General features: G+C 59.3%; 24 protein-coding genes. 7 read left to right on the top strand and 17 right to left on the bottom strand.

Features of this window, described 5'->3' with window-relative positions; translation table 11 throughout:
• The first annotated feature begins 114 nt into the window (after window positions 1–114).
• Window positions 115–2034, top strand: coding sequence for a glycosyl transferase (locus KQ933_RS01370; RefSeq protein ID WP_216757035.1), 1920 nt, complete (start codon window positions 115–117; stop codon window positions 2032–2034).
• Window positions 2035–2138: 104 nt separating this feature from the next.
• Here KQ933_RS01370 and fliP read toward each other — a convergent pair whose 3' ends face one another.
• The 13 genes from fliP to flgF form a co-directional block, all read right to left on the bottom strand.
• Window positions 2139–2876, bottom strand: a complete 738-nt coding sequence (fliP, locus tag KQ933_RS01365; protein WP_183728579.1) for a flagellar type III secretion system pore protein FliP — start codon at window positions 2874–2876, stop codon at window positions 2139–2141.
• Window positions 2873–3376: a flagellar basal body-associated FliL family protein gene (locus KQ933_RS01360; RefSeq protein WP_216757034.1), complete on the bottom strand. Its 504-nt coding sequence runs from the start codon at window positions 3374–3376 to the stop codon at window positions 2873–2875. The genes fliP and KQ933_RS01360 overlap by 4 nt, the downstream gene beginning before the upstream one ends.
• Window positions 3377–3388: 12 nt before the next feature.
• A complete protein-coding gene (gene flgH, locus KQ933_RS01355) occupies window positions 3389–4102 on the bottom strand; it encodes a flagellar basal body L-ring protein FlgH (RefSeq protein ID WP_216757033.1) in 714 nt (237 codons plus the stop codon).
• A complete protein-coding gene (locus KQ933_RS01350; protein ID WP_216757032.1) occupies window positions 4099–4632 on the bottom strand; it encodes a MotE family protein in 534 nt (177 codons plus the stop codon). The genes flgH and KQ933_RS01350 overlap by 4 nt, the downstream gene beginning before the upstream one ends.
• The gene (locus KQ933_RS01345; protein ID WP_216757031.1) at window positions 4629–5750 is read right to left on the bottom strand and encodes a flagellar basal body P-ring protein FlgI; all 1122 of its coding nucleotides are present in this window, start codon (window positions 5748–5750) and stop codon (window positions 4629–4631) included. Before KQ933_RS01345 ends, KQ933_RS01350 begins: the two co-directional genes overlap by 4 nt.
• Complete coding sequence (gene flgA / locus KQ933_RS01340; RefSeq protein ID WP_216757030.1) at window positions 5747–6229, bottom strand: flagellar basal body P-ring formation chaperone FlgA; 483 nt, start codon at window positions 6227–6229, stop codon at window positions 5747–5749. The genes KQ933_RS01345 and flgA overlap by 4 nt, the downstream gene beginning before the upstream one ends.
• Before the next feature lie 16 nt (window positions 6230–6245).
• Window positions 6246–7034, bottom strand: coding sequence for a flagellar basal-body rod protein FlgG (gene flgG / locus KQ933_RS01335; RefSeq protein ID WP_183748964.1), 789 nt, complete (start codon window positions 7032–7034; stop codon window positions 6246–6248).
• A 19-nt stretch (window positions 7035–7053) separates the two neighbouring features.
• The gene (locus KQ933_RS01330) at window positions 7054–7395 is read right to left on the bottom strand and encodes a flagellar hook-basal body complex protein FliE (RefSeq protein WP_216757029.1); all 342 of its coding nucleotides are present in this window, start codon (window positions 7393–7395) and stop codon (window positions 7054–7056) included.
• Window positions 7395–7814: a flagellar basal body rod protein FlgC gene (gene flgC / locus KQ933_RS01325; protein ID WP_007816097.1), complete on the bottom strand. Its 420-nt coding sequence runs from the start codon at window positions 7812–7814 to the stop codon at window positions 7395–7397. Before flgC ends, KQ933_RS01330 begins: the two co-directional genes overlap by 1 nt.
• A gap of 4 nt (window positions 7815–7818) precedes the next feature.
• Window positions 7819–8211: a flagellar basal body rod protein FlgB gene (gene flgB / locus KQ933_RS01320; protein ID WP_007816099.1), complete on the bottom strand. Its 393-nt coding sequence runs from the start codon at window positions 8209–8211 to the stop codon at window positions 7819–7821.
• Between the two features lie 167 nt (window positions 8212–8378).
• A complete protein-coding gene (locus tag KQ933_RS01315; RefSeq protein WP_216757028.1) occupies window positions 8379–8921 on the bottom strand; it encodes a flagellar protein in 543 nt (180 codons plus the stop codon).
• 2 nt (window positions 8922–8923) lie between these two features.
• Window positions 8924–10324 (bottom strand): flagellar protein export ATPase FliI, encoded by a 1401-nt coding sequence (gene fliI, locus KQ933_RS01310; RefSeq protein WP_216757027.1) that lies wholly within the window; start codon window positions 10322–10324, stop codon window positions 8924–8926.
• 14 nt (window positions 10325–10338) lie between these two features.
• A complete protein-coding gene (flgF, locus tag KQ933_RS01305) occupies window positions 10339–11073 on the bottom strand; it encodes a flagellar basal-body rod protein FlgF (protein ID WP_216757026.1) in 735 nt (244 codons plus the stop codon).
• Window positions 11074–11323: 250 nt separating this feature from the next.
• On the opposite strand from flgF, the gene motA reads away from it, so the two are divergent.
• The 6 genes from motA (at window position 11324) to KQ933_RS01275 (ending at window position 16561) form a co-directional block, all read left to right on the top strand.
• Entirely contained in the window at window positions 11324–12196 is an 873-nt protein-coding gene (gene motA, locus KQ933_RS01300) for a flagellar motor stator protein MotA (protein WP_216757025.1), read from the top strand.
• On the top strand, window positions 12197–13144 hold the full coding sequence (locus KQ933_RS01295; protein ID WP_216757024.1) for a FliM/FliN family flagellar motor switch protein: 948 nt from the start codon (window positions 12197–12199) through the stop codon (window positions 13142–13144).
• 66 nt (window positions 13145–13210) lie between these two features.
• Window positions 13211–13837, top strand: coding sequence for a flagellar motor switch protein FliN (gene fliN / locus KQ933_RS01290; RefSeq protein WP_216757023.1), 627 nt, complete (start codon window positions 13211–13213; stop codon window positions 13835–13837).
• A gap of 28 nt (window positions 13838–13865) precedes the next feature.
• Window positions 13866–14903, top strand: a complete 1038-nt coding sequence (fliG, locus tag KQ933_RS01285; RefSeq protein WP_183728538.1) for a flagellar motor switch protein FliG — start codon at window positions 13866–13868, stop codon at window positions 14901–14903.
• Between the two features lie 132 nt (window positions 14904–15035).
• A complete protein-coding gene (gene flhB / locus KQ933_RS01280) occupies window positions 15036–16115 on the top strand; it encodes a flagellar biosynthesis protein FlhB (RefSeq protein ID WP_216757022.1) in 1080 nt (359 codons plus the stop codon).
• Between the two features lie 5 nt (window positions 16116–16120).
• Complete coding sequence (locus KQ933_RS01275; protein ID WP_112541535.1) at window positions 16121–16561, top strand: hypothetical protein; 441 nt, start codon at window positions 16121–16123, stop codon at window positions 16559–16561.
• A gap of 58 nt (window positions 16562–16619) precedes the next feature.
• On the opposite strand, the gene KQ933_RS01270 is transcribed toward KQ933_RS01275, so the two are convergent.
• The 4 genes from KQ933_RS01270 to KQ933_RS01255 all read right to left on the bottom strand — a co-directional run bounded on the left by KQ933_RS01270 (window position 16620) and on the right by KQ933_RS01255 (window position 20921).
• A complete protein-coding gene (locus KQ933_RS01270) occupies window positions 16620–17366 on the bottom strand; it encodes a helix-turn-helix transcriptional regulator (RefSeq protein WP_216757021.1) in 747 nt (248 codons plus the stop codon).
• An 8-nt stretch (window positions 17367–17374) separates the two neighbouring features.
• Complete coding sequence (locus tag KQ933_RS01265; protein WP_216757020.1) at window positions 17375–18121, bottom strand: helix-turn-helix transcriptional regulator; 747 nt, start codon at window positions 18119–18121, stop codon at window positions 17375–17377.
• 601 nt (window positions 18122–18722) lie between these two features.
• Complete coding sequence (fliF, locus tag KQ933_RS01260; protein WP_216757019.1) at window positions 18723–20417, bottom strand: flagellar basal-body MS-ring/collar protein FliF; 1695 nt, start codon at window positions 20415–20417, stop codon at window positions 18723–18725.
• 114 nt (window positions 20418–20531) lie between these two features.
• Window positions 20532–20921 carry a hypothetical protein gene (locus tag KQ933_RS01255; protein WP_216757018.1) on the bottom strand — a complete coding sequence of 130 codons (390 nt, stop codon included), beginning with the start codon at window positions 20919–20921 and terminating at the stop codon, window positions 20532–20534.

The following is a 20921-nucleotide window of genomic DNA, read 5'->3' as shown; positions in this document are numbered from 1 at the left end:
AGTGTGGCAGAAGCCGGGATAGTATCGTCGGGCAACCTGCATTCTGCGGGCGGCCTGATTGCGCTCCCGTCAATCACCATTTCATGCCGGAACATTTCCTCACGGAGTTAGGTTTTGAACAGCAAAGTTTCGTTCTCGGCGGCATCCCGGGATTATCAGGCGGGCCGCTATACACAGTCCCTCGCGACACTCAACCAACTCATCGATACCCAGAAGGATGCCAAGACCTATGGTCTCCTGGCCAAGAACCTGCTGCAACTCGGCTTCAAATCCGACGCGGCCAAGGCTTTTGGCCTGGCGGCCGACTGCGCTCCCCAAGGCGCCTTCGAATTACTGAAGACTGCCGCAAAGCTGCATCTGGAGGCCGGCAACGACGACGATGCCCTGCTGATCGCGATGCGCAATCTCGGCAAGGCGCAGGAGGATGCGGAACTCGCGTACATTATCGCGACGATCTATGTACGCCGGCAGCGACGGGATCTGCTGCGCCCCTTCAAGAAGATCCTGTCCGAAAGCATGAACCCGGATCATATGCGTCTCGCCGCGCTGCTGCTCAGCGACGACCTCATGGACGAGACGAACCAGCAACTTGCCCGCAACCTCTTCCGGCGCTTCCCGGGCAACCTTGCCTTCCGTTTTCTGTATCTCGTCTGCGTGCGCGAATTCAACGAATTCGACGAGGCGAACAAACATCAAGCGCCTATCGACGCCGCCCTTGCAAAGGGCGAGGTCGATACGCTGAGGAAGGACAACCCGTTTTATCATCTGCATTGGTGCGGCAACGAGGACCTCAATCGCTATGCGACGATCGGTACGCAGCCGCTGGACCCGGTGCGCGTGGGCTATCGACGCGGTCTGCCGCATACTTGGTCCGACAAGATCCGCATCGGCTATATGTCCTCGGACTTGTGGGACGGTCACGCGACGATGAAGCTGCTGCAGCGGGTTCTTGAGCTTCATGATCGCAACCGGTTCGAAATTACGCTCTTCGATCACACGCAACCCGAATTTCTCGAGAAGAACGTCACCGATCGCAGCCGGTGGGGCAAGATCGTCGATACATACGGCCTGTCTGACGCAGCTGTCCTGAATGCCGTTCGTGCCGAGAACATCGACATCATGGTCGACCTCAAGGGTCACACCTCGGGAAGCCGCGCCTCGTCCTTCAATCAGCCCCTCGCACCGATCCAGGTCGCCTGGCTGGGTTTCCCAGGCAGCACGGTCAATATCGATCTCGACTATGTCATTGGCGACCATTCGGTGCTGCCCGATGTCGCCAAGCCCTTCTACCATGAGAAATTCCTGCGCATGCCGGAAAGCTATCAGCCGAACGATCCGGCGAACCGCCCTCGGCCGCAGCCGGTCACGCGCGAGCAGCTCGGTCTTCCGGAGGATGCATTCATTTTCGCATCCTTCAACGGTAACCGTAAGATTACCTCGCAAGTGGTCGATAGTTGGTGCAGAATTCTCAAGCGAGCTCCCGACAGCGTGCTCTGGCTGATGGCAAACACATCCCGCAACAAGGAGAACCTGCTGGCGCGCTTCCAGGCCAATGGTGTCTCGGCGAAACGGATCATCTTCTGCCCGCGTGCGCCTTATGAACAACACATCAGCCGTCAGCAGGCGGCCGACCTCGGTGTCGATACGTTCCCCGTCAACGGTCACACCACCACCTCGGAACAGCTCTGGGGCGGCCTGCCGGTTCTGACAGTGAAGGGCACCAACTTCGCCTCCCGCGTCAGCGAAAGCCTGCTCAGGGCAATCGATCTGCCGGAACTCGTCGCCGACGACCTGCAGGCCTACGAGAATCTGGCTGTCGAGCTCGCGCTCAACCCGCAACGCGTCGCCGGCTACAAGACACATCTGCGGGAGAAGCGTTACATCGCGCCGCTCTTCGATGCCGAGCGCTTCTGCCATCACCTCGAACGCGCCTACGAGCTGATGGCGGAGCGGGCCAAGCAGGGCCTCGGCCCCGACCATATCGACGTTCCCGCGCTGCCGCCGCGCACCGAGCCCTTCGGTTCGAATAGCTAAGACTGCTCAGTCACATCCACAAACGCATAGCACACCGGAGCGATCCGGTGGGCTATGCGTTTGTGAGGAGGAAATCTGCGAGACGGTGGCCTGGCTTCTACTCGTCAGCTGAAGGAACGCACAAGACTGCCGACCAGAAGGTTCCAGCCGTCGATCAGCACGAAGAACAGGATCTTGAATGGCAGTGAGATGGAGGTCGGCGGCAGCATCATCATGCCCATGGCCATGGTGATCGTCGCAACGATCAGATCGATGACGAGGAAGGGCAGGACGATGAGGAAGCCGATTTCGAAGCCGCGCCGGATCTCCGAGATCATGAAGGCGGGCAGCAGGATGCGGTAGTCGATAGGCTCGGTCGTCTGGATATTCTGGCCACGCTCGCGGGCAAGGTCGGCGAAGAGCGCGAGATCCTTGTCGCGCGTATTGGCCGACATGAACGTGCGGAACGGCTCGGCAATGCGCTGAACTGCCGTTGCCTCGTCGATCTGGTTGGCAAGCAGCGGCTGAACGCCGTCCTGCCAGGCCCGGTCGAAGGTCGGCGACATGACATAGAAGGTCATGAACAGCGAGAGCGAGAGAAGGATCATGTTCGATGGGGTCGAAGAGAGACCCATGCCCGAACGCAGGATCGAAAAGGCAATGATGAAGCGCGGGAAGCTCGTCACCATGATGAGGATGCCCGGCGCGACCGAAAGCACGGTCAGGAGGCCGAATGTCCTGATGATCCAGGCGGCGACGGAGCCGTCGACCGGAATGTTCAATAAGTCAGTCGGCAGCTGCTGGGCCACCGCCAGTTCCGGCACCGCCATCATGGCAGCAAGGAAAGCTATAAGTCGAATCATTCGATGACAAAGGTCCTGAACATGACCTTCGATACGCGCCCTTGAGAGCGAAGGTCAACACGTTCCTGGATGTCATCCTTGAGATATTGAAAGCCGCGCGGCCCTTCGATCTGCTGAAGGGAAACGGTCCTGACGTAAGCGAGGATATCCTGGTGAATATCCTCGGCGACCTTGACATCCGGCGGCCCGTTGAACATCAGCGCCACCTCGAGTCGGATCCAGTTTTCCGAGGGATAAGCGAGGTTCGACGTGATGGGGTCGAGCAGCACGATGTTGTTGGCTTCGTTGGCGATTTTCGGAAGACCGCCCTCGGCCTTCTTCCTGGCCTCGGCCTCCTTCGCCTGTTCGGCCTCTGCGGCACTGCGGATATTCGGGGCCACCATGTTGCCGACGGCCCAGCCGCCACCGGCGCCGACGAGCGTCAGCACGGCAAGGCCGATGATCGTCATCACCATGCCGCCCGACTTCTTTTTGCCTTCGCCTTTTTCGTTGTCTGCCATCTTGGTTCAGCCTCAAAGCGGCGAGAAGAGATCGACGGCCTGCTGGCCGCGCGGCGGCTGCTGCACTTCCATCAGGCGGCCGCGGCCACCGTAGGAAATGCGGGCCTCGGCGATCTTGTCGTAGGAGATCTGGTTGTCGGAATTAACGTCCTGCGGACGCACGATGCCGGCGACGTTGAGGATACGCAGTTCCTGGTTCAGGCGAACTTCCTGCGAACCGCTGATAACCAGATTGCCGTTTTCGAGAATGCCGGTGACAACGGCGGCAACCAGAAGGTTGAGCTTGTCGGTACGCTCGATCTTGCCCTTGCCGTCCGTACTCGTGTCGGAACCGTAGGTCAGATCCGTCTTGGATTGTGGCGTCCAACCGAAGATCTGGGCGTTGACATCCCAGGCCATACCACTCGAATTCTTGCGGCTGCGATTGGTCTCGTTGTCGAAGGATCCCTTGTCATTGATCTGGATATCGACCGTCAGGATATCGCCGACGTTGAGCGCGCGCGCATCCTTGAAGAGCGCGGCCTGCGAATCGCTCCACAGCGAATAACCCTGGGCCACCGCACGCGGCTGCTTCGGATAGAGTCCCATCTGCGGCGTCTGGCCGTAGGCGAGACCGCTGCCGATCGGGCTCATGGCAGGCGCGCGGCCGATCTCGTTGACTGCCGTGGACTGGCAGCCTGCAAGGAGGGCGACGGCGGCGATCGCAGCCGGTAAACGCTTATTCATGAAGGATCCTTCGAGGTATTGGGATCAGACGCACTTGCGATGATGCCGGCGATGTTGGCAGCCTTGGTGGAATCCATCTCATTCAGGATCAGGCTCGACTGGCGCGGCCCGAGCCGCATGATGACGGCGGCGGCCAGTTCGGGCCTGACGTCCTGCAGTTGCAGTGCCGCCGCATCCGGCTTCATCTTCTTGTAGATATCTGTCAGGCCGGCCTCAGCCTGCTTGAGGAAATCGTCGCGCCGCTTCAGCCAGTCCTGATATTCAGCCTTGCGCTTATCCATCTCGGCAATGCGGCTGTCGATATCTGCGCGCAGCTTCTCGAGCTCCTGCTTCTGCAGGAGATAGCGCTGATCGCGGGCTGGATCGGCGATATTCGTGCAGAACTGCTTGACCTCGTCCGTCGAGGTGATGTCGCCCGCCGGCGCCACCTCCTGGGCGAAAGCGCCGGGAATGGAAAGCAGCACGAGGCCTGCGGCCGGCAATGCCATCCGGCGCAAAAGTTCGACGATCGGGTTCGTGATCTTGCTCATTGCAGCACAAGCTCCGCCTGCAGGGCGCCCGCAGATTTAATGCCCTGGAGAATGGCGATGATGCCATCCGGTTTGACACCGATATTGTTGAGACCGGCTACGAGAGTGCGCAGGTCAGGACCGTCGATGATCGCAACCCGCCCGCCGGTTTTCTGCGCCTGGATATCCGTCTGCGGCTGAACAGCGGTCTCACCGCGCGAGAAGGGCTCGGGCTGGATGATCTGCGGCGTTTCGGTGACCTGCACGGTCAATGTACCGTAGCTGACGGCGACCGGCGAGACCCGAACATCCGAGCCGATGACGATCGTGCCGGTGCGTTCGTTAATGACGACCTTCGCCGGTGTATCGGTCTCGACCACGAGATTTTCGATATCGGCCATCAGACGCGTCAGGTCGGCCTCGCGCGGCTTCTCGATGATGACTTCCTGCGAATCTTTGGCTTCGGCAACCGGACCGCCAAAGCGTGCCTTGGCATAGCCGTTGACGATATCGGCGATGCGGATCGCCGTAGAGAAATCGGGGTTGCGGAGCTGCAGGACGAGGTTGACCGAATCCTTGAAGCGGGACGGCAATTCGCGCTCGATGATCGCGCCGCCCGGCACGCGACCGGCTGTCGTCACACCTTCGGTTAAGGTCGCCGCCTGTCCCTGGGCCTGAAAGCCGGTGACGATCGCGGCGCCCTGGGCAACGGCATAGATCTGGCCGTCGGCGCCCGACAGCGAGGTCATGATGAGCGTACCGCCACGCAGCGAGGTCGCATCGCCGAGCGAACTGACCGTTACATCGATGCGGCTGCCCGGGCTTGCGAAGGGCGGCAGGTTGGCGGTGACCATGACGGCCGCCGTATTCTTGGCGTTCGACTGGCTGCCCTGCGTGGAGATGCCGAGGTTCTGCAGCATCGCGCGCATGGACTGCTCGGTGAAGGGCGAAGCACGGAAACCGTCACCGGTGCCCTGCAGACCGACAATAAGGCCGTAGCCGATAAGCTGGTTGTCACGGCCGGCCTGCAGCGAGGCAATGTCCTTGATGCGGGATGTCAGCGCCCAGGCGGGCGCGACATCGGTCAGGCTCATCGCCAAAACCGCAACCAGGCTGAGGATGCGAAAGAAGAACTTCATTTTGCCCTCACATGGACCGTACCGTCGGCGAGCACGGTGCCGCTGACGATAACACCGGAATCCATATTGCGTGCACGGATCATCTGGCCGGTCGCACCATCTTCGAGAGGTGAGCCGGCAGCGGAAATGGTCATCTGGCCAAGCTGGAAGACCAGGCGGATATTGGAACCGCGTGTGACCGTGTAGGGCTCGCGCAGGGCGGAGACCGAAATCGTTCGGCCCGGCAGGAGCGTGCGCTTGGAGACAAGCCCCTCGACCTGGGAGACCGACTTTGCATAGTCTCCGGAGAGGTTGGGGTTGGTGACCTCGACTTCCTGAAGCTGGGCGCTCGAAATCGTGTCGCCGGGATAGATGATCGTCGTCGGGACGACGGCATAACCCATGCCGGCATCCGCCGCTGCCGGCACGACCATGCCGGCGATTGCGATCGTGGCCGCAGCCACCCATCCTTGGATGTGTCCTGCCCGGCGAAACGTCATGTTCGGCCCTTCCCTCTTACTTCAGGTTCTTGCTGACGATGGATGCCATTTCATCAGCTGTCGTGATCACCTTGGAATTCATTTCATATGCGCGCTGGGCGGAAATCAGCTCGGTGATTTCCTTGACCGGATCGACGTTCGAGGATTCCAGGTAACCCTGCTTGAGGTAACCCATGTTGTCTTCGCCGGGATTGCCGACGACTGCATCGCCCGATGCCGGCGTTTCCTGGAAGAGGTTGTCGCCGATCGGCTGCAGGCCTGCCTCATTGACGAAGTCGGCGAGCGTAATCTGGCCGAGCGTCGTCGGATCCGTTTGGCCAGGCAGCTTGGCGGTGACTTCGCCGGAGCGGCTGATCGTCAGTTCGGTCGACCCCTGCGGGATGGTGATCCCCGGAATGACTTCATAACCGTCGATGGTGACGAGCTGGCCCTGGTCGTTCTTGTTGAGCGCGCCGGCGCGGCTATAAAGCGTCGTGCCATCGGTCGACTGGATCTGGAAGAAGCCCTTGCCGACGATTGCGACGTCGAGGTCGTTACCGGTCTGGGTCAATTCACCCTGGAGATGCAGATTGCGCACGGCCGAAGTCTGGACGCCAAGACCGATATTGGCGCCTTCCGGGACGACAGCCTGGTTGGCACGGTTGGCGACACCCTTGGCGCGTTCGGTCTGGTAGAGAAGGTCGGTGAACTCGGCGCGGGCGCGCTTGAAACCGGTCGTATTGATGTTCGCGATGTTGTTCGCGATAACTTCCAGGTTGGTCTGCTGGGCATCCATGCCCGTTGCTGCGATGGCGAGCGCTCTCATGTGTTCGTCCTAAAATCAGTTACATTTGCATCTTTGTGACTTCGAGGAAGGCCGAGACGACCTTGTCGCGAATGGCGATTGCAGTCTGAAGGGTCTGCTCGGCCTGCAGCATGGAATCGACGACTTCGCGCGTGGAAGCCGTGCCCTTGATGCCGGCGAAAGACATGTTTTCCGCGCCCTTCAGGCTGCTGACGGCTTCGGTCGCCATGTTGCCCATGACGGAGGCGAAGCTCAGGCCGCTGGACGCACCGGCCGCAGCAGATGAGGTTGCGGTCGTGGAGGAAGCGGAATTTTCGGTATCGATGGCGCCGAGCGCGCGGGTCATCGAGAGATTGCTGACATTCTGTACGCTGCTGATCATTATTGTCCGCTCTTCAGGAGATCGATCGTCGAGGAAATGAGGTCGCGAGTCTGCTTGATCGTCTGCAGATTGGCGTCATACGAGCGATTGGCTTCGCGCATGTCGGCCATCTCGATAAGAATGTTGACGTTCGGCATCTTGACGATACCCTTCTCGTCCGCAGCAGGATTGCTCGGGTCGTATTCCTTGGTGAAATCGCCTTCGTCCGTCCCGATCTTCTTGACGTTGACGGTCTCGACGCCGCTCGCGCGATCAAGTTGCTGGCCGAAGGTGATCGTCTTGCGGCGATAGGGATCGGCACCGGGCGTATCGCCGGTCGAACGGGCGTTGGCGATGTTTTCCGAGACGATACGCAGACGTGTCGACTGCGACTCGAGCCCGGAACCTGCGATTTTCATTGCTGCTGAAAGCGGATCCATGAGGCTACTTCCTTACCGTCATCAACATCATTCGATGAAAGGAACTGACCAGCGAGGTGTTCAGGTCGTACTGACGCTTAATCTCGCCGGACTTGGAAAGTTCTTCGGCCACACCGACGGTGTTGCCGGATTCCTGAACGCCGATTTCCTGATCGAGCGCGGCATCCTTCACGTCGATGTCGCCGCTCGTGCTGAAATCGTTGCCGCTCAGATGCATCGGATTGGTGCGCGCCATCGTCACGTCCGACTGGTCGAGCACTGCCTGAAAAGGCGTCACGTCCTTCGCACGGAACTTCGGCGTGTTTGCATTCGCGATGTTGCCGGCAACAACCTCCTGACGAATCGTCAGCCATTCCGCCTGCTTTGAAGCCAAGTCGAAAAGTTGAATCGGTTGCATGAGAACTCTCCGTTTTTACTACGCCGAACCTAGGGCGGTAATCTTGCGTGGGACTTACGGTAAATGCAGGCTTTACAAGCCATTCTTCGAGATTACTTGCAGGCACCGACCGCCGTCGCCCAACCGTTTCTCCGACAGGGCTCGCAGCGATTCGCTTTTTACCTCAACTAGTTGTTCTGGTAGATTTCACCCTTGGAGGTGATGATCACCCACTTGCCGTCGCGCTGTTCCAATGTGGCAAGGCGGCTTTCGTCAGGCAGGATCGAGCCGACGCGCACGACATACATGCCCGAGGGATCTTCGATCAGCGCCCGGCCGTTGGCCACATGCAGCAGGCGGAAAGAGCCTTTGCCGGGGAAAGGCTGATCCTCCATCGAGGCATCGCCGTTGCGCTCCTTGCCGAGCTCGGAAACGGTTGCCGTCGTCATGTTGTCGATTGGTGGGACTTTCTTACCTTCATCGTTCTTGTTGACCATGGCGAGCGGTGAAACGCTGAAGACGTTGCGCGCCGGCCAGTCCGGCAATTCACGAGAGGCATTGCTATCGGCGACGCTGATGCCGAACTTGTCCTCGTTGAAGAAGACGTACCAGGGGAAAAAGGCGGAAGCGCCGGCAAGTGCCAGACCCAAGAAGGTCAGCGCGCGGTCGAGTAGCGCTCCCTTGTTGCGCTCTTTCAGCGCGGCGATCCGTTCGTCTTCGAAATCGGCCATGATCAGGCCCTCCTTTGAATAGGCGCACTCGGAGTGGGTACGCCGGCGGCGGCCTTGAGAGCACCGGCAAGATCGGCGAAGGCATCAAGCGATTCGCGATCTCCCGGAGATTGTTTCAGGACGTCATAGATGATCGGCACCTGCTTGACCGCCATGTCGAGATCGGGATCGGCGCCTGGACGGTAGCCGCCGATGAGACGCAGATCGCGCGTTTCCTCGAAGCGGTGGATCAGCACCTTGAGGCGGGAAACCAGCTTCTCCTGATCCGGAGTCCAGGCCTTGCGGGCAAGACGCGAGATGGATGCTAGCGGATCGATCGGCGGGTAGCGCCCCTCCTCCGCCAGGCTGCGCTGGAGAACGATATGGCCATCCAGAATACCGCGCGTGGAGTCGGCGATCGGATCGTTATGATTGTCGCCATCGACGAGGATGGAGATGATCGCGGTGATGGTACCAGTCCCTTCCGCACCTGGACCGGCGCGCTCAAGGAGACGCGGCAGCTCGGTAAAGACGGAGGCCGGATAACCGCGTGCGATCGGCGGCTCGCCTGCAGCGGTCGCCACTTCACGAATCGCATGGGCGAAACGCGTCACGCTATCGACAATGAAAAGAACGTTTTCGCCCTTGTCGCGGAAATGCTCGGCGATCGTGATGGCCGTCAGCGGCGCCATCTTGCGCAGCATCGGGCTCTCGTCGCTGGTGGCGACGATCGCAACCGCCTTCTTCATGTTGCTGCCGAGCGTATCCTCGATGAATTCGCGCACTTCACGGCCGCGTTCGCCGACGAGCGCAATCACCACCTTGTCGAAAGCGTCGGCGCGGGCCAGCATCGACAGCAGCGTCGACTTGCCGACACCCGAGCCGGCGAAAATGCCGAGACGCTGGCCGAGGCAGAGCGGAGAGAAGATATCGATCGCGCGTACGCCGGTCTTGAATCCGCTTTCGACGCGCTGACGCGTCATCGAAGGCGGCGCGGTGTTTGAGATCGAACGGCGATCCAGGCCTTCGGCGATCGGGCCGAGACCGTCGATCGGCTCGCAGAGGGAATTGATGGTTCGGCCGCACCAGCTATCCGACGGGGAGATACGGAAGGCACCCTTGCGGATGACGACGTCATGGATGCCGATCGGTTCGCCCGGTTCGATAGGGCAGACATAAACCAAATCCGGCTCCACCCTGACCACTTCGCCGAGATGGACGCCCGTCGCGGATTTATGCGCGACGAACTCGCCGAGGCGCACATGCCGGGAAAGGCCGCGCACGGTATAGTGGCCGGCGGCGATCGTGTGTACACGACCGCCATGCGTCACCGAGAATTCTGGCGAGGCATAGCGTTTTGCCAGGTCGCCGAGATGTGTAAGCTTCGGCGAGAGCGCGTCCTCGGTCAACAGGGTGGTGTTCATGCTTCACACATGCCTTAGCGGCTGCCGCCCAGCGTCTGTACTGCTTCCTTGAAGGAGTCTTCGCTATCGCGCATCAGCGACGATACGCTATCGAAGGCGCGATTCACCTCGATAAGCTGGGTCATCTCATGCATCGCATTGACGTTGGAATTTTCGAGATAGCCCTGCTCGACGCCAACATTGAAACGGTCGACGACGGCGCGCGGCGGTTCGGTCGTCATGATGCCGCTGTTTTCGTAGCGGAGGTAACCCTTGTCGATATCGGCTTCGAAGAGGCCGAGTGAAGCGACCTGGCGGTCATTCTGGTAGATGATGCCGTCCGTACCGACCTTCGGTTCGCCACCGGCGGCGTTGAGTACGATCGGCGCACCGCCTGCATCGAGAACCGGATAGCCGCGGGTGGAAACCAGTTCGCCGGTATCGCGTATCGTGAAGCGGCCATCCCTCGTCAGAACGCGGCCGGCCGGCGTGTCCAGAGAGAACCAGGCATCGCCCTTAATGGCGAAGTCGAGCATGTTGCCGGTGTGCTGCATTTCGCCATGGGTGGTGTCCAGGTAGTCGTTGCCCTGGGAGACGAAGGCGACCTTGGTGTTCGTCTTGTTCTCGTTGTTCGCCATCATTTCATCGAACTTTACCTCGGTGCCGCGAAACCCGGTCGTGTTCACGTTGGCCATGTTGTCGGCGATCGTCGTCAGGCGTTTTTCGAGGGCCATCTGCGACGACAGGGAAACGTAAAGACCGGATTGCATGTCGGTAAGCTCCACATTGGCGATAAACGGGACGAAACACCGGGCTCCTTTTCGTTCGGCCACGGGGTTCCGCTGAGCGGCATCTCAGACATGGGCGCGCATAGGCCCACTCGTCACGTTCAATATGAAGGCAAATCCTTGCGCGAAGCTGGCAGCGCAAACGAATGCGCAAAAGCCGCTTTCATCAGCCTCACGCAAGGCACAAACCCTATCCGTCGCAAAGAAAAGCAACGTTCAGATTGGGCTGACGATGAATATTATTATCGGATTTGTAGTTGTCTGCGGCTGTATCGTCGGTAGCTTCATGGCCATGGGCGGCGAAGTCGATGCTCTTTTTCAGCCCTTCGAATTTCTGATCATCGGCGGCGCCGGTCTCGGCAGCTTCATCATGGCGAACCCCATGAAGGTTGTGAAGGACTCCGGCAAGGCGCTCGGCGAGGCCTTCAAGCACGCCGTCCCCAAGGAGCGCAACTATCTCGATACGCTCGGCGTGCTCTATTCGCTGATGCGCGACCTGCGCACGAAGTCGCGCAACGAAATCGAAGCGCATATCGACAACCCGGCCGAATCGACGATCTTCCAGTCGGCCCCGACGGTTCTGAAGAACAAGGAACTGACGGCCTTCATCTGCGACTACGTGCGCCTGATCATCATCGGCAACGCCCGCTCCCACGAGATCGAGGCGCTGATGGACGAAGAAATCAACACCATCCTTCATGACAAGATGAAGCCGTACCACGCGATCCAGATCATGGGCGATTCGTTCCCGGCCATTGGTATCGTTGCGGCGGTTCTCGGCGTCATCAAGGCCATGGCGCACATCAACGACTCGCCGGAAGTGCTCGGCCACCTCATCGGTTCGGCACTCGTCGGCACATTCCTCGGCATTCTGCTTTCCTACTGCGTCTGCTCCCCCCTGGTCTCGCAGATCAAGGTCGTCCGCTCCAAGCAGCACCGCCTCTACGTCGTCGTCAAGCAGACCCTGCTTGCCTACATGAACGGCTCGGTGCCGCAGGTCGCCCTCGAATACGGCCGCAAGACGATCTCGGCATATGAACGCCCGTCGATCGACGCAGTGGAGCAGGAAATGATGAACCCAGGTGGCGAAAACAAGGCAGCTTAAATGACTATGAGCAATGCTTCGCATGACAACCAGACAATAGATCCTGCCCTCCTTGCCAAATTGACCGGCGGTCTTGGCGACAAGGGCAGGGTTGCCAAGCTCTGCAGTTCCTTCGGCGAGATCTACGGCGAATTCCTTCCTGACATCCTGAAGAGCGAGACCGGCCTCGACGTGACAGTCGGCTATCTCGGCTGCGAGATCGGCTACAAGAATCATCTGATCGACGATCTCAGCACCAACATGACGCTGGTCGATGCGACGCTGCGTAATTGGTCCCAGAACATCACGATTGGCTGCGGCAACGGTTTCGTCATTACGCTGATGGAACATCTGCTTGGCGCTACCGCTGAAACGATCGAGGAGCCGGCCGACCGGCTTCTCTCCGTTATCGAGCTCGATCTCGCCGGCATGGTATTCGACAAGATTGCCAAGGTACTACGTTCGGCCGTCAACGCGCCGGGCGGATTCGAGCCCAGTCTGTCGGCTCCCTTCGCTCTTGAAGCACGCATCCGTCCGCCGGAAGATCGTCCGGATGAATTCGCGGCTGCGATCAACATGTCGATCACGCTTGCCGGCATCGCTTCCGAATTCAGTCTGATCGTTCCTCAGGCCGCACTGCTCAAGACCAAGGTTTCTGCGCCGAAGCCAAAGAAGCAGCCGAGCAAGTCGCCGGAGTGGACGGAGCAGATCGGCGACCAGGTTCGCCGGTCGCAGGTGACCCTCGAAGCGAAGATTCGTCTGCAGGATCTGACGCTCAGGACGATTTCCAAGCTGATGGCCGGCGACGTCATTCCTTTCCGCGACAGCGGCGACGTGCGCGTCGAAGTCAGCGCCAACAGCCGGGAATTGTATGTGTGCGAGTTTGGGCGTTCAGGCGACAACTACATGGTGCGCGTGAAGGACACCATGAATTCGGATGACGAGCTGATCCGGCACTTAATGAATTAATCGGTTCTCTCGCTTTCAGCGCTGCAAAGGCAGTTTGAGGCAAGTTTCAACTGGAATAGTGATTTCATGGCTACGAAGAAGACACAGCAGAACAGTGACCTCTCCCTGGACATGCCGGGCAGTGAAGCCGATCTGGATCAGGCTATCGACGACCTGCGCGGCGTGCTGAAGAAAGATTCCGACGGCGACCTTCCACAGTTCGGCGACGACCTGCAGAATGATGCTTTCGCAGCAGGAACGGACCTCTCGCCTTTCGGCGGCGATGCCGGCGAAACCTCCTTCGGCGGCACCGACTTCGCGGGCAGCGATTTTGGGGGCGACGATTTCGGGGGCAATGCTGCGGGCATGGGTACGGCAGGCGTCTCCAGCCTTGACGCCGCGCCGGGCTTCGGCGGCAATTCCTTCCAGTCCGCTCCGGCACCGCTCGGCAGCGCACTGAACTCGAATTTCGACCTGATCATGGATATTCCTATCGATGTCCAGATCGTGCTCGGGACAAGCCGCATGCAGGTTTCCGGCCTGATGAACCTCACTGAGGGTGCCACCATCGCGCTCGACAAGAAGATCGGCGAGCCGGTCGAAATAATGGTGAACGGCCGCAGGATTGCGCGCGGCGAGATTACGGTCCTTGATAACGACGACACGCGGTTCGGTGTAAAACTGATAGAAGTTTTGAGCACGAAAAAAGCCTGATCCCTGCGCGGGACGGAGAGGTTAGACCATGATGGACTTTGACGATTTCGGCGGCGCACTTGCCGGGAAACCGTTGACCCAGGCTGAAAAGGCGGCGGCAGTTCTTCTCGCGATGGGGAAGGGGGTCGCCGGCCGGCTGCTGAAATATTTCACACAGGCCGAATTGCAGACCATCATCGGATCTGCCCAGGCGCTTCGCGCCATCCCGCCGGACGAGCTTCTCCAGCTCGTCGGCGAATTCGAAGATCTCTTCACCGAAGGCGCCGGTCTGATGGACAACGCCAAGGCGATCGAAGCCATCCTCGAGGAAGGCCTGACGCCGGACGAAGTCGACAGCCTGCTCGGCCGCCGTACCGCCTTCCAGGCCTACGAGACCTCCATCTGGGACCGTCTCGCCGAGGCGGAACCTGCCTTCGTCGCCCAGTTCCTGCTGCGCGAGCATCCGCAGACCGTTGCTTATATTCTGTCCATGATGCCCTCGTCCTTCGGCGCGAAGGTGCTGCTACAGCTTCCCGACAACCGCCGCGCAGACATCATGAACCGGACGGTCAACATGAAGAGCGTCAGCCCGAAGGCTGCGCAGATCATTGAAAACCAGGTGATGACGCTGCTTGCCGAGGTCGATGCGGAACGCAACGCATCCGGCTCGACCAAGGTCGCCGACCTGATGAACGAAATGGACAAGCCGCAGGTCGACACGCTCCTCACCTCGCTCGAATCGATCAGCCGCGAAGCGGTCAACAAGGTCCGTCCGAAGATCTTCCTCTTCGAAGACCTCATGTTCATGCCTCAGCGCAGCCGCGTCATGCTGCTCAACGATATCTCGTCCGACGTTCTCACCGTCGCGCTGCGCGGCGCATCGGCGGAAATCCGCGAGTCGGTCCTGTCAGCCATCAGTCCGCGCCAGCGCCGCATGATCGAATCGGATCTGCAAAGCGGCATGGCCGGCGTCAATCCGCGCGAAATCGCGATTGCGCGGCGCGCTGTCGCGCAGGAAGCGATCCGTCTCGCCAATGCCGGCCAGATCGAACTCAAGGAAAAGGAAGGCGGTCCGGCAGCTGCCTAAAGCCGTCGCAGTTGTTGACAAGACCCTTCGCCGGCAAGGCAGCGGTTGATCGGCAGCAGGCACAAGACTACCCTTCATGGAAACAGGCCGCACTCCAGCAGCGGCCTTTTTCTTTGACGGAGGGCCGCGCATTTGGCCGATGAAGACAAGGACAGCAAAACAGAAGCCCCGACCGCGAAGAAGCGGTCGGATGCCGCCGAAAAAGGTAATACCCCCCACTCGCGTGAAATCTCGATTTTCGCGACGATTCTGGCGACCTTCATCTATCTCGTCTTCTTCCTTCCAAACGCAACGTCACACATGGCCGAAACCCTGCGCGACATCTTTGAGCAGCCGGACCAGTGGAAAATCGAAACCGGGCCTGACGTCCTCTCGCTCTTTGCGAAGCTCGGTTGGGCCGTGGCTGCGTTTCTGGCCCCAGCCTTCATCATGTTCATGGCGTTCGGTATCGCCTCGTCCGTCTTTCAGAACCTGCCGACGCCGGTTCTCGAACGCATCCGTCCGCAGGCCTCGCGTATTTCAGCGATCAAGGGATGGTCACGGCTCTTCAGCCTCCAGGGCCTCGTCGAATTTGGTAAATCGCTCTTCAAGGTCGTCGTCGTCGGAGTGATTCTCTTCTTCGTCCTCAGAAGCGAATATTTCGGCTCGATCGATGCGATGTTCTCCGATCCGCAGACGATCATGGTTCGCATGATGACGGCGATGCGCAAGATCATCATCGTCATGCTGGTCGCCACCGCTATCGTCGCCATCGCCGATGTCTTCTGGACGCGGTATCATTGGTTTACCGAGCTGAAGATGACGAAGCACGAGGTGAAGGAAGAAAACAAGCAGTCGCAGGGCGACCCCTTCGTCAAGAGCAGGCAGCGCTCCGTCATGCGTGACCGCGCCCGCCGACGCATGATCTCCAGCGTCCAGCGCGCCACCCTCGTCATCGCCAACCCGACCCACTATGCCGTGGCACTGCGTTACGTACGCGAGGAAAACGATGCGCCGGTCGTCCTTGCCAAGGGCCAGGACCTTATTGCGTTGAAAATCAGGGAGATCGCCGAAGAGAACAACATCCCCGTGTTCGAGGATCCACCTCTCGCACGCTCCATGTTTGCGCAAGTCTCGGTGGATAGTGTCATACCGTCAGTCTTCTATAAGGCCGTCGCGGAACTCATTCATCGGGTTTACGCCGCGGAGGCCAAGAACAAACGGGTAAGATAAGTCGAATGAAAAAATGCCCCTACTCTGCCCAGCGTGAAAAAATCCTTGCAGAAGCGATCAGCCCGGTCGCAACCGAGCTCAGGCTTCTGGACGCATCCGATCTCATTTCTCTGCTGCGTTTCGAGTATTACGGCAATCTCGCCGATCTCGTCGCTTCCGCGGCAGAACTGTTTTTCCATCCCGGCACCGTCAACTTCGGCCTGGGTGGAAATTATACGCTGGAATGGGGTGGCAAGCCCGAAGTTGTGCTCGATCTCGAAATCAAGCCGCGCGGCGTGACCGTCTATGCGCAACTGACGCTGGCAGAAGACCACGCCGGCATCGAGATCAATCATATTTCCTTCCAGAACGCTTCCAGCGATCCGGACGCAAACACGGCTTTTCTCCAAAGGAGCCTGCACGAAGCGCGCTATATCGTGGCGAAGCCGCAGGCGCTCGCCGGCTAAAGCATTTTTCCGCTTGGGAATATCAGGCCCGGTCCGCAAGGCACCGGGCCTTGCTGTGTCAGCTAATGTAACCCAAACGTATCGCCTTGGCGATCGCCTGGATGCGGTTGACCGAATCGAGCTTGATGGTTGCCGAGCCGAGATAGGCGTTCACCGTATGGACGGACAGGCCGAGCTTGTCGGCGATTTCTTCGCTGATACGACCATCACCAGCGAGCTGAAGGCAGGCGATCTCGCGCTCACTCAGTGCCTCACTCGCCGCCGCACGCCGCTCATCGAGCGACAGCAGATCCATCATGACATTGCAGCACCGGCCGTGCAGCTCGATGATCGTATCACTCGGGGGATCGATTTCATCGCCGGTGAAGAGCACAAAGCCGTTGCCGATGGCGCCGAGGCGCACCGGAAAAGCAAGACCGGAGAAAGGCACCATGCCATCTTTCAGCCTCACCATGAAAGGTGAGAAGTCGGTAGGGCCTGGAGCCGCGCTGTCGTGGCTACCGGCCCAGAACAACGGCAGCAGCGAACGATCGATATGGTCGAGCAACGCCTCACCATAGGCGTCGATGAAGGCCTTGCCGAAGCCGGCATTCGAGGGACCCCAGTTCTCCAACTCGCAGATCAGTCGCTGCTTTGCCGGCACACCGGAACCGCTGACACGAAAGACGGCGAAACCCTGGGTATCCGCCAGCTTCTGCATGGCAATCAGGCGCGGGAAAAGGTCAGACCGGCTGGAAATCCTGTTCACACGTACCATGCGCATCTGGTCCGTATTGCTTATCACCCTGCCTGGTTGATGCCCCATAATTCCCCTCAAACGAGATTGTTGCGAACGGCGAAGGCTATCGCCTCGGAACGAGTCTTCGTTGCAGTCTTCCGCATCACACTGGTGATGTAATTATTGATGGTATTCCGGGAGATACCGAGGATCATGGCGATCTCGTCGCTCGTCTTGCCTTCCGCAATCCAGAAGAGGCATTCCAACTCTCGGTCCGTCAGTTCGAAATCGCGATCGACCTTCGTGCCTCCGCAGCGAAGGAAACTTGCGAAATAGCCCGCCAGGAGGCCTACGTCCCGAAGACGTTCCGGCGACAGAACGACGCCTTCCCTGAACAGGAACATCAGCACCAAGCGAGAGCGGCCGACATTGAGGGTCAGAGAGCAATATTGCCGGCTGGCGCCATGCGGCACTTCGGCGCTCTCGGGCAGAAGCGCAAAGCCAGGCTGCAATACCTGCATGCACTTCTCGAACTCCGTCGAGCGCGCATAACCGGCAACCAAGTCATTGGCGACATCTTTCACCAGATCGAAGGGCCAGTCGGAAGAAACGATAAAGTCCAGACCGCTTTCCTGGATGAGATCGCAGCGCGCCATCAGATGGTGCATGGCGCCGACATACTCGGTCAGCGCCCGCAAGCCGGCATGCAACTTGCCGGTTTCGGCGATGACTCGCAGGCGATCGATCAGTTCGTCGCGCGGCTGAAGATCCGGCACATTGGCGCCTAGGAAGTTCGCCATCTGCTTCTCGCCTTTATTCGCCTGAAATATGTCCATATCCATTGGCAGTGACCTGCGGCTGAGAAACTGTCGGTTCTCGCAAAGAAGTTCTGTTTTTATGAAAGGGATTCAAACACATGCCCCACGCGAATCCCACTTCGAATCACTTGAGGGTAAGCCAACCATCGTAAATCACCATCTCCGACTTCTGGGGATTTACTTTTGCGACCTTCCATGCGGTGATTCGATCACCACTCCACTCTCGCGGAGATATATATAAACTAGGATGATTCTGGCATTGGCCGCAACGTTCCTCGCCTTATGCGCGAGCGATGCTGAGCGGAATTATCGGTCTGAATGACGTAATTGTCACAGTTCCGACCAGGGAAGTGCCGCAATCGAATGCCCGGCGAAAACAAATCTCCAACGCACAAAAGCAACGCACTATCGTTCTACTATAGAAATACTCATATCGTCCGACCTATGCAAGGTTTGAGCCTCGGACGCACGACGCCATCCCGCTGCGCGGCGATCTATACATCCGAATTCTCTGCAATGAAAAACCGGCTCTTTACAAGCCGGCTGCGACGATGGGTCACGTTCTTGTTACCGATTGATCTATCCACCGATAAGAAAGAAAAAGGCCGGTTTCCCGGCCTTTTCATCATGCTGCTTCGTCGATGGCCCATTTCCTGAGGATCTTCGCGGCACGCTCCTCGTTGATCTCCACCATGCGAGCAAGCTTGCGTTCCGGACCTTCCTTGACGCGGCGGTTGAAGTTGCCGTCGTCGTCGCCGAGGCTGAGCAGATCCTCGGTGCTGTCGAAGCCGAAGTCGGAGCCGAAGCCATCCATGAGCGCGCCGCCCGGGGAAGCGCCCGCCGGTGCGAAATCCGGCAATTCGAGGCCCGCCGATTCGGGAGTGGCGTCGCCAAGCATTGCGGAGGAGGAGCCCGAGCCGTTGACGGTGCGGATGAGGGGGCGCACGCCCAGCCAGACCACCACGAAGGCAACTGCAACGAAGGCCAGCGAGTTGATGATACCGGCGAGGTTGCGGCTCAGAATATCCATGACATGGACGCCGCCATTCGCATCGTCGAGAAGCTGGTTCTCAAGGAAGTCCATCGCCGTGACGGTAACCACATCGCCGCGGTTCGTGTCGAGACCAGCGGCCGAAGTAACGATCTTCTGCATTTCAGCGAGGTAGGCGTCGATCTTGGCCTGATCAGCCGGTTCGCCGACCATCTTGGCGATGCGGCCCTTGTTGACGACAACGGCAACCGAGAGCTTTTCGACCCGGTATGCGCTGCGCGTCGTGGCCGTGGTCTTGCTGTTGATTTCGTAGTTGGTCTGCTCTTCGCGCTTGTCGGACTTGTCCTCAGACTGCGGACCATTGGCGCCACCGGCATCAGGTGCTGCTTGTGGAATGTTCTGCTCGACCGTCGTCGCATTGTCAGATTGACGCTGCTGGGACTGGGCGTTTTCCTTCGTGGAGCGGACCGAGCGCTCGACCTTGGATTCCGGATCGTAGGTAGTTTCCTGGATCTGCTGGGCGTCGGTGTTGAGGTTGGCCGTTACGCTGGAGCGGAAGTTATCCATGCCGAGGAAGGGTGCGAGCGCCTTGTCGATATTCGATTCGACTTCCTGCTGGACGTTCTGGACGATGCTGAGCGAGCGGTTCAGCATACTGTTGCTGGCTTCGTCGCCGGAAGCAAGAAGCTGGCCAGCGGAATCGAGGATCGTCACATCATCGACATCAAGCCCCGGCACGGCCGAGGCGACGAGGTGACGGATCGAGGTGGCAGCGTTTCGCCCCGTCGCGGCACTGGCGCGAATCATGACGGATGCCGTGGGCTTTTGTTCGGCTTTACGGAAATTGCCGACCTCGGGCATGACGATGTGGACACGTGCGGCGGTGATGCCGGAGATCGACTGAATCGTGCGGCCGATTTCACCTTCGAGAGCACGGACGCGGGTCACTTCCTGCATGAAGGAGGTGAGGCCGAGCGAACCGACATTGTCGAAGAGCTCGTAACCTGCGTTAGCGCTGTTCGGCAGGCCGCGTTCGGCAAGCAACAGGCGCGCCTTGCCCGTCATGCCGGCCGGTACGGTGATACTTGAACCGTCCGTTCCGACCTGAAAATCGATGTTGCTTTCGGCGAGCGCCATGCTGATCTGGTTGAGATCGGGCGTCTCCAGGCCGACATAAAGCGTTTCCTGGGCCGGTTTGTTGACGAAAATGGCCGCCGCCAGGATGATTGCGATGGAAGCGGCGCCGACCCCACCAAGGATCATCAAACGCGTCCGCCCAAGTGAACCAAAGTTCTTAATAATCTGAACTAATTGATTTAACAGATTCATTCTGTTCTCGCACGATCCGTCAAAGACAAAGCAGGCTTATTGCCTCATTTGACGAATAGACGCCGAAACTTGTGCGAGCGTTTCGTTCGGCGCATGCGGGAATGAATTGCGATGCTAGAAGAAATCGAAGTCGCCGGCCGCCTTGCTGAGCGGCTGGGAATGGCCGTGGCGGGTACCGCCAGCGAGAGCTTTCTGCATTTCGGCAAGCTTGACGAGGCTGAGGGCGGTGGCGACATCGATCGACCAGTTCTGCGGAATTTCACCGGTGATGGTGTCGATGAATTCGGCGAGACCGCGCGATTTCTGTACGGCGAGATCGATACCCTGCATCACCTTCATGCTGTCAGGGGAATTCAGGATTTCCGAGCCGCCCAGTTCGATCAGCTGGGGTTCGATCCGCTCGATCAGGTAGGCAACGTCGTGAAGCTCGGAGACAATGCGCATCAATACGTCGCTTAGCGCCTCTACCGGCGATGGCGGCTCGATGATCGGTGTAAAACTCAT

Source organism: Rhizobium sp. WYJ-E13 (assembly GCF_018987265.1).
In the GTDB taxonomy this organism is placed as follows: Bacteria; Pseudomonadota; Alphaproteobacteria; order Rhizobiales; family Rhizobiaceae; genus Rhizobium.
This window is presented reverse-complemented; position numbering and strand designations above follow the sequence as displayed.

What these genes read in the sequence shown, in the direction of transcription:
- fliP (WP_183728579.1), bottom strand. Translation starts at nt 2,876, where the DNA reads ATGATTCGACTTATAGCTTTCCTTGCTGCCATGATGGCGGTGCCGGAA.
- KQ933_RS01360 (WP_216757034.1), bottom strand. Translation starts at nt 3,376, where the DNA reads ATGGCAGACAACGAAAAAGGCGAAGGCAAAAAGAAGTCGGGCGGCATG.
- flgH (WP_216757033.1), bottom strand. Translation starts at nt 4,102, where the DNA reads ATGAATAAGCGTTTACCGGCTGCGATCGCCGCCGTCGCCCTCCTTGCA.
- KQ933_RS01350 (WP_216757032.1), bottom strand. Translation starts at nt 4,632, where the DNA reads ATGAGCAAGATCACGAACCCGATCGTCGAACTTTTGCGCCGGATGGCA.
- KQ933_RS01345 (WP_216757031.1), bottom strand. Translation starts at nt 5,750, where the DNA reads ATGAAGTTCTTCTTTCGCATCCTCAGCCTGGTTGCGGTTTTGGCGATG.
- flgA (WP_216757030.1), bottom strand. Translation starts at nt 6,229, where the DNA reads ATGACGTTTCGCCGGGCAGGACACATCCAAGGATGGGTGGCTGCGGCC.
- flgG (WP_183748964.1), bottom strand. Translation starts at nt 7,034, where the DNA reads ATGAGAGCGCTCGCCATCGCAGCAACGGGCATGGATGCCCAGCAGACC.
- KQ933_RS01330 (WP_216757029.1), bottom strand. Translation starts at nt 7,395, where the DNA reads ATGATCAGCAGCGTACAGAATGTCAGCAATCTCTCGATGACCCGCGCG.
- flgC (WP_007816097.1), bottom strand. Translation starts at nt 7,814, where the DNA reads ATGGATCCGCTTTCAGCAGCAATGAAAATCGCAGGTTCCGGGCTCGAG.
- flgB (WP_007816099.1), bottom strand. Translation starts at nt 8,211, where the DNA reads ATGCAACCGATTCAACTTTTCGACTTGGCTTCAAAGCAGGCGGAATGG.
- KQ933_RS01315 (WP_216757028.1), bottom strand. Translation starts at nt 8,921, where the DNA reads ATGGCCGATTTCGAAGACGAACGGATCGCCGCGCTGAAAGAGCGCAAC.
- fliI (WP_216757027.1), bottom strand. Translation starts at nt 10,324, where the DNA reads ATGAACACCACCCTGTTGACCGAGGACGCGCTCTCGCCGAAGCTTACA.
- flgF (WP_216757026.1), bottom strand. Translation starts at nt 11,073, where the DNA reads ATGCAATCCGGTCTTTACGTTTCCCTGTCGTCGCAGATGGCCCTCGAA.
- motA (WP_216757025.1), top strand. Translation starts at nt 11,324, where the DNA reads ATGAATATTATTATCGGATTTGTAGTTGTCTGCGGCTGTATCGTCGGT.
- KQ933_RS01295 (WP_216757024.1), top strand. Translation starts at nt 12,197, where the DNA reads ATGACTATGAGCAATGCTTCGCATGACAACCAGACAATAGATCCTGCC.
- fliN (WP_216757023.1), top strand. Translation starts at nt 13,211, where the DNA reads ATGGCTACGAAGAAGACACAGCAGAACAGTGACCTCTCCCTGGACATG.
- fliG (WP_183728538.1), top strand. Translation starts at nt 13,866, where the DNA reads ATGATGGACTTTGACGATTTCGGCGGCGCACTTGCCGGGAAACCGTTG.
- KQ933_RS01275 (WP_112541535.1), top strand. Translation starts at nt 16,121, where the DNA reads ATGAAAAAATGCCCCTACTCTGCCCAGCGTGAAAAAATCCTTGCAGAA.
- KQ933_RS01270 (WP_216757021.1), bottom strand. Translation starts at nt 17,366, where the DNA reads ATGGGGCATCAACCAGGCAGGGTGATAAGCAATACGGACCAGATGCGC.
- KQ933_RS01265 (WP_216757020.1), bottom strand. Translation starts at nt 18,121, where the DNA reads ATGGATATGGACATATTTCAGGCGAATAAAGGCGAGAAGCAGATGGCG.
- fliF (WP_216757019.1), bottom strand. Translation starts at nt 20,417, where the DNA reads ATGAATCTGTTAAATCAATTAGTTCAGATTATTAAGAACTTTGGTTCA.
- KQ933_RS01255 (WP_216757018.1), bottom strand. Translation starts at nt 20,921, where the DNA reads ATGAGTTTTACACCGATCATCGAGCCGCCATCGCCGGTAGAGGCGCTA.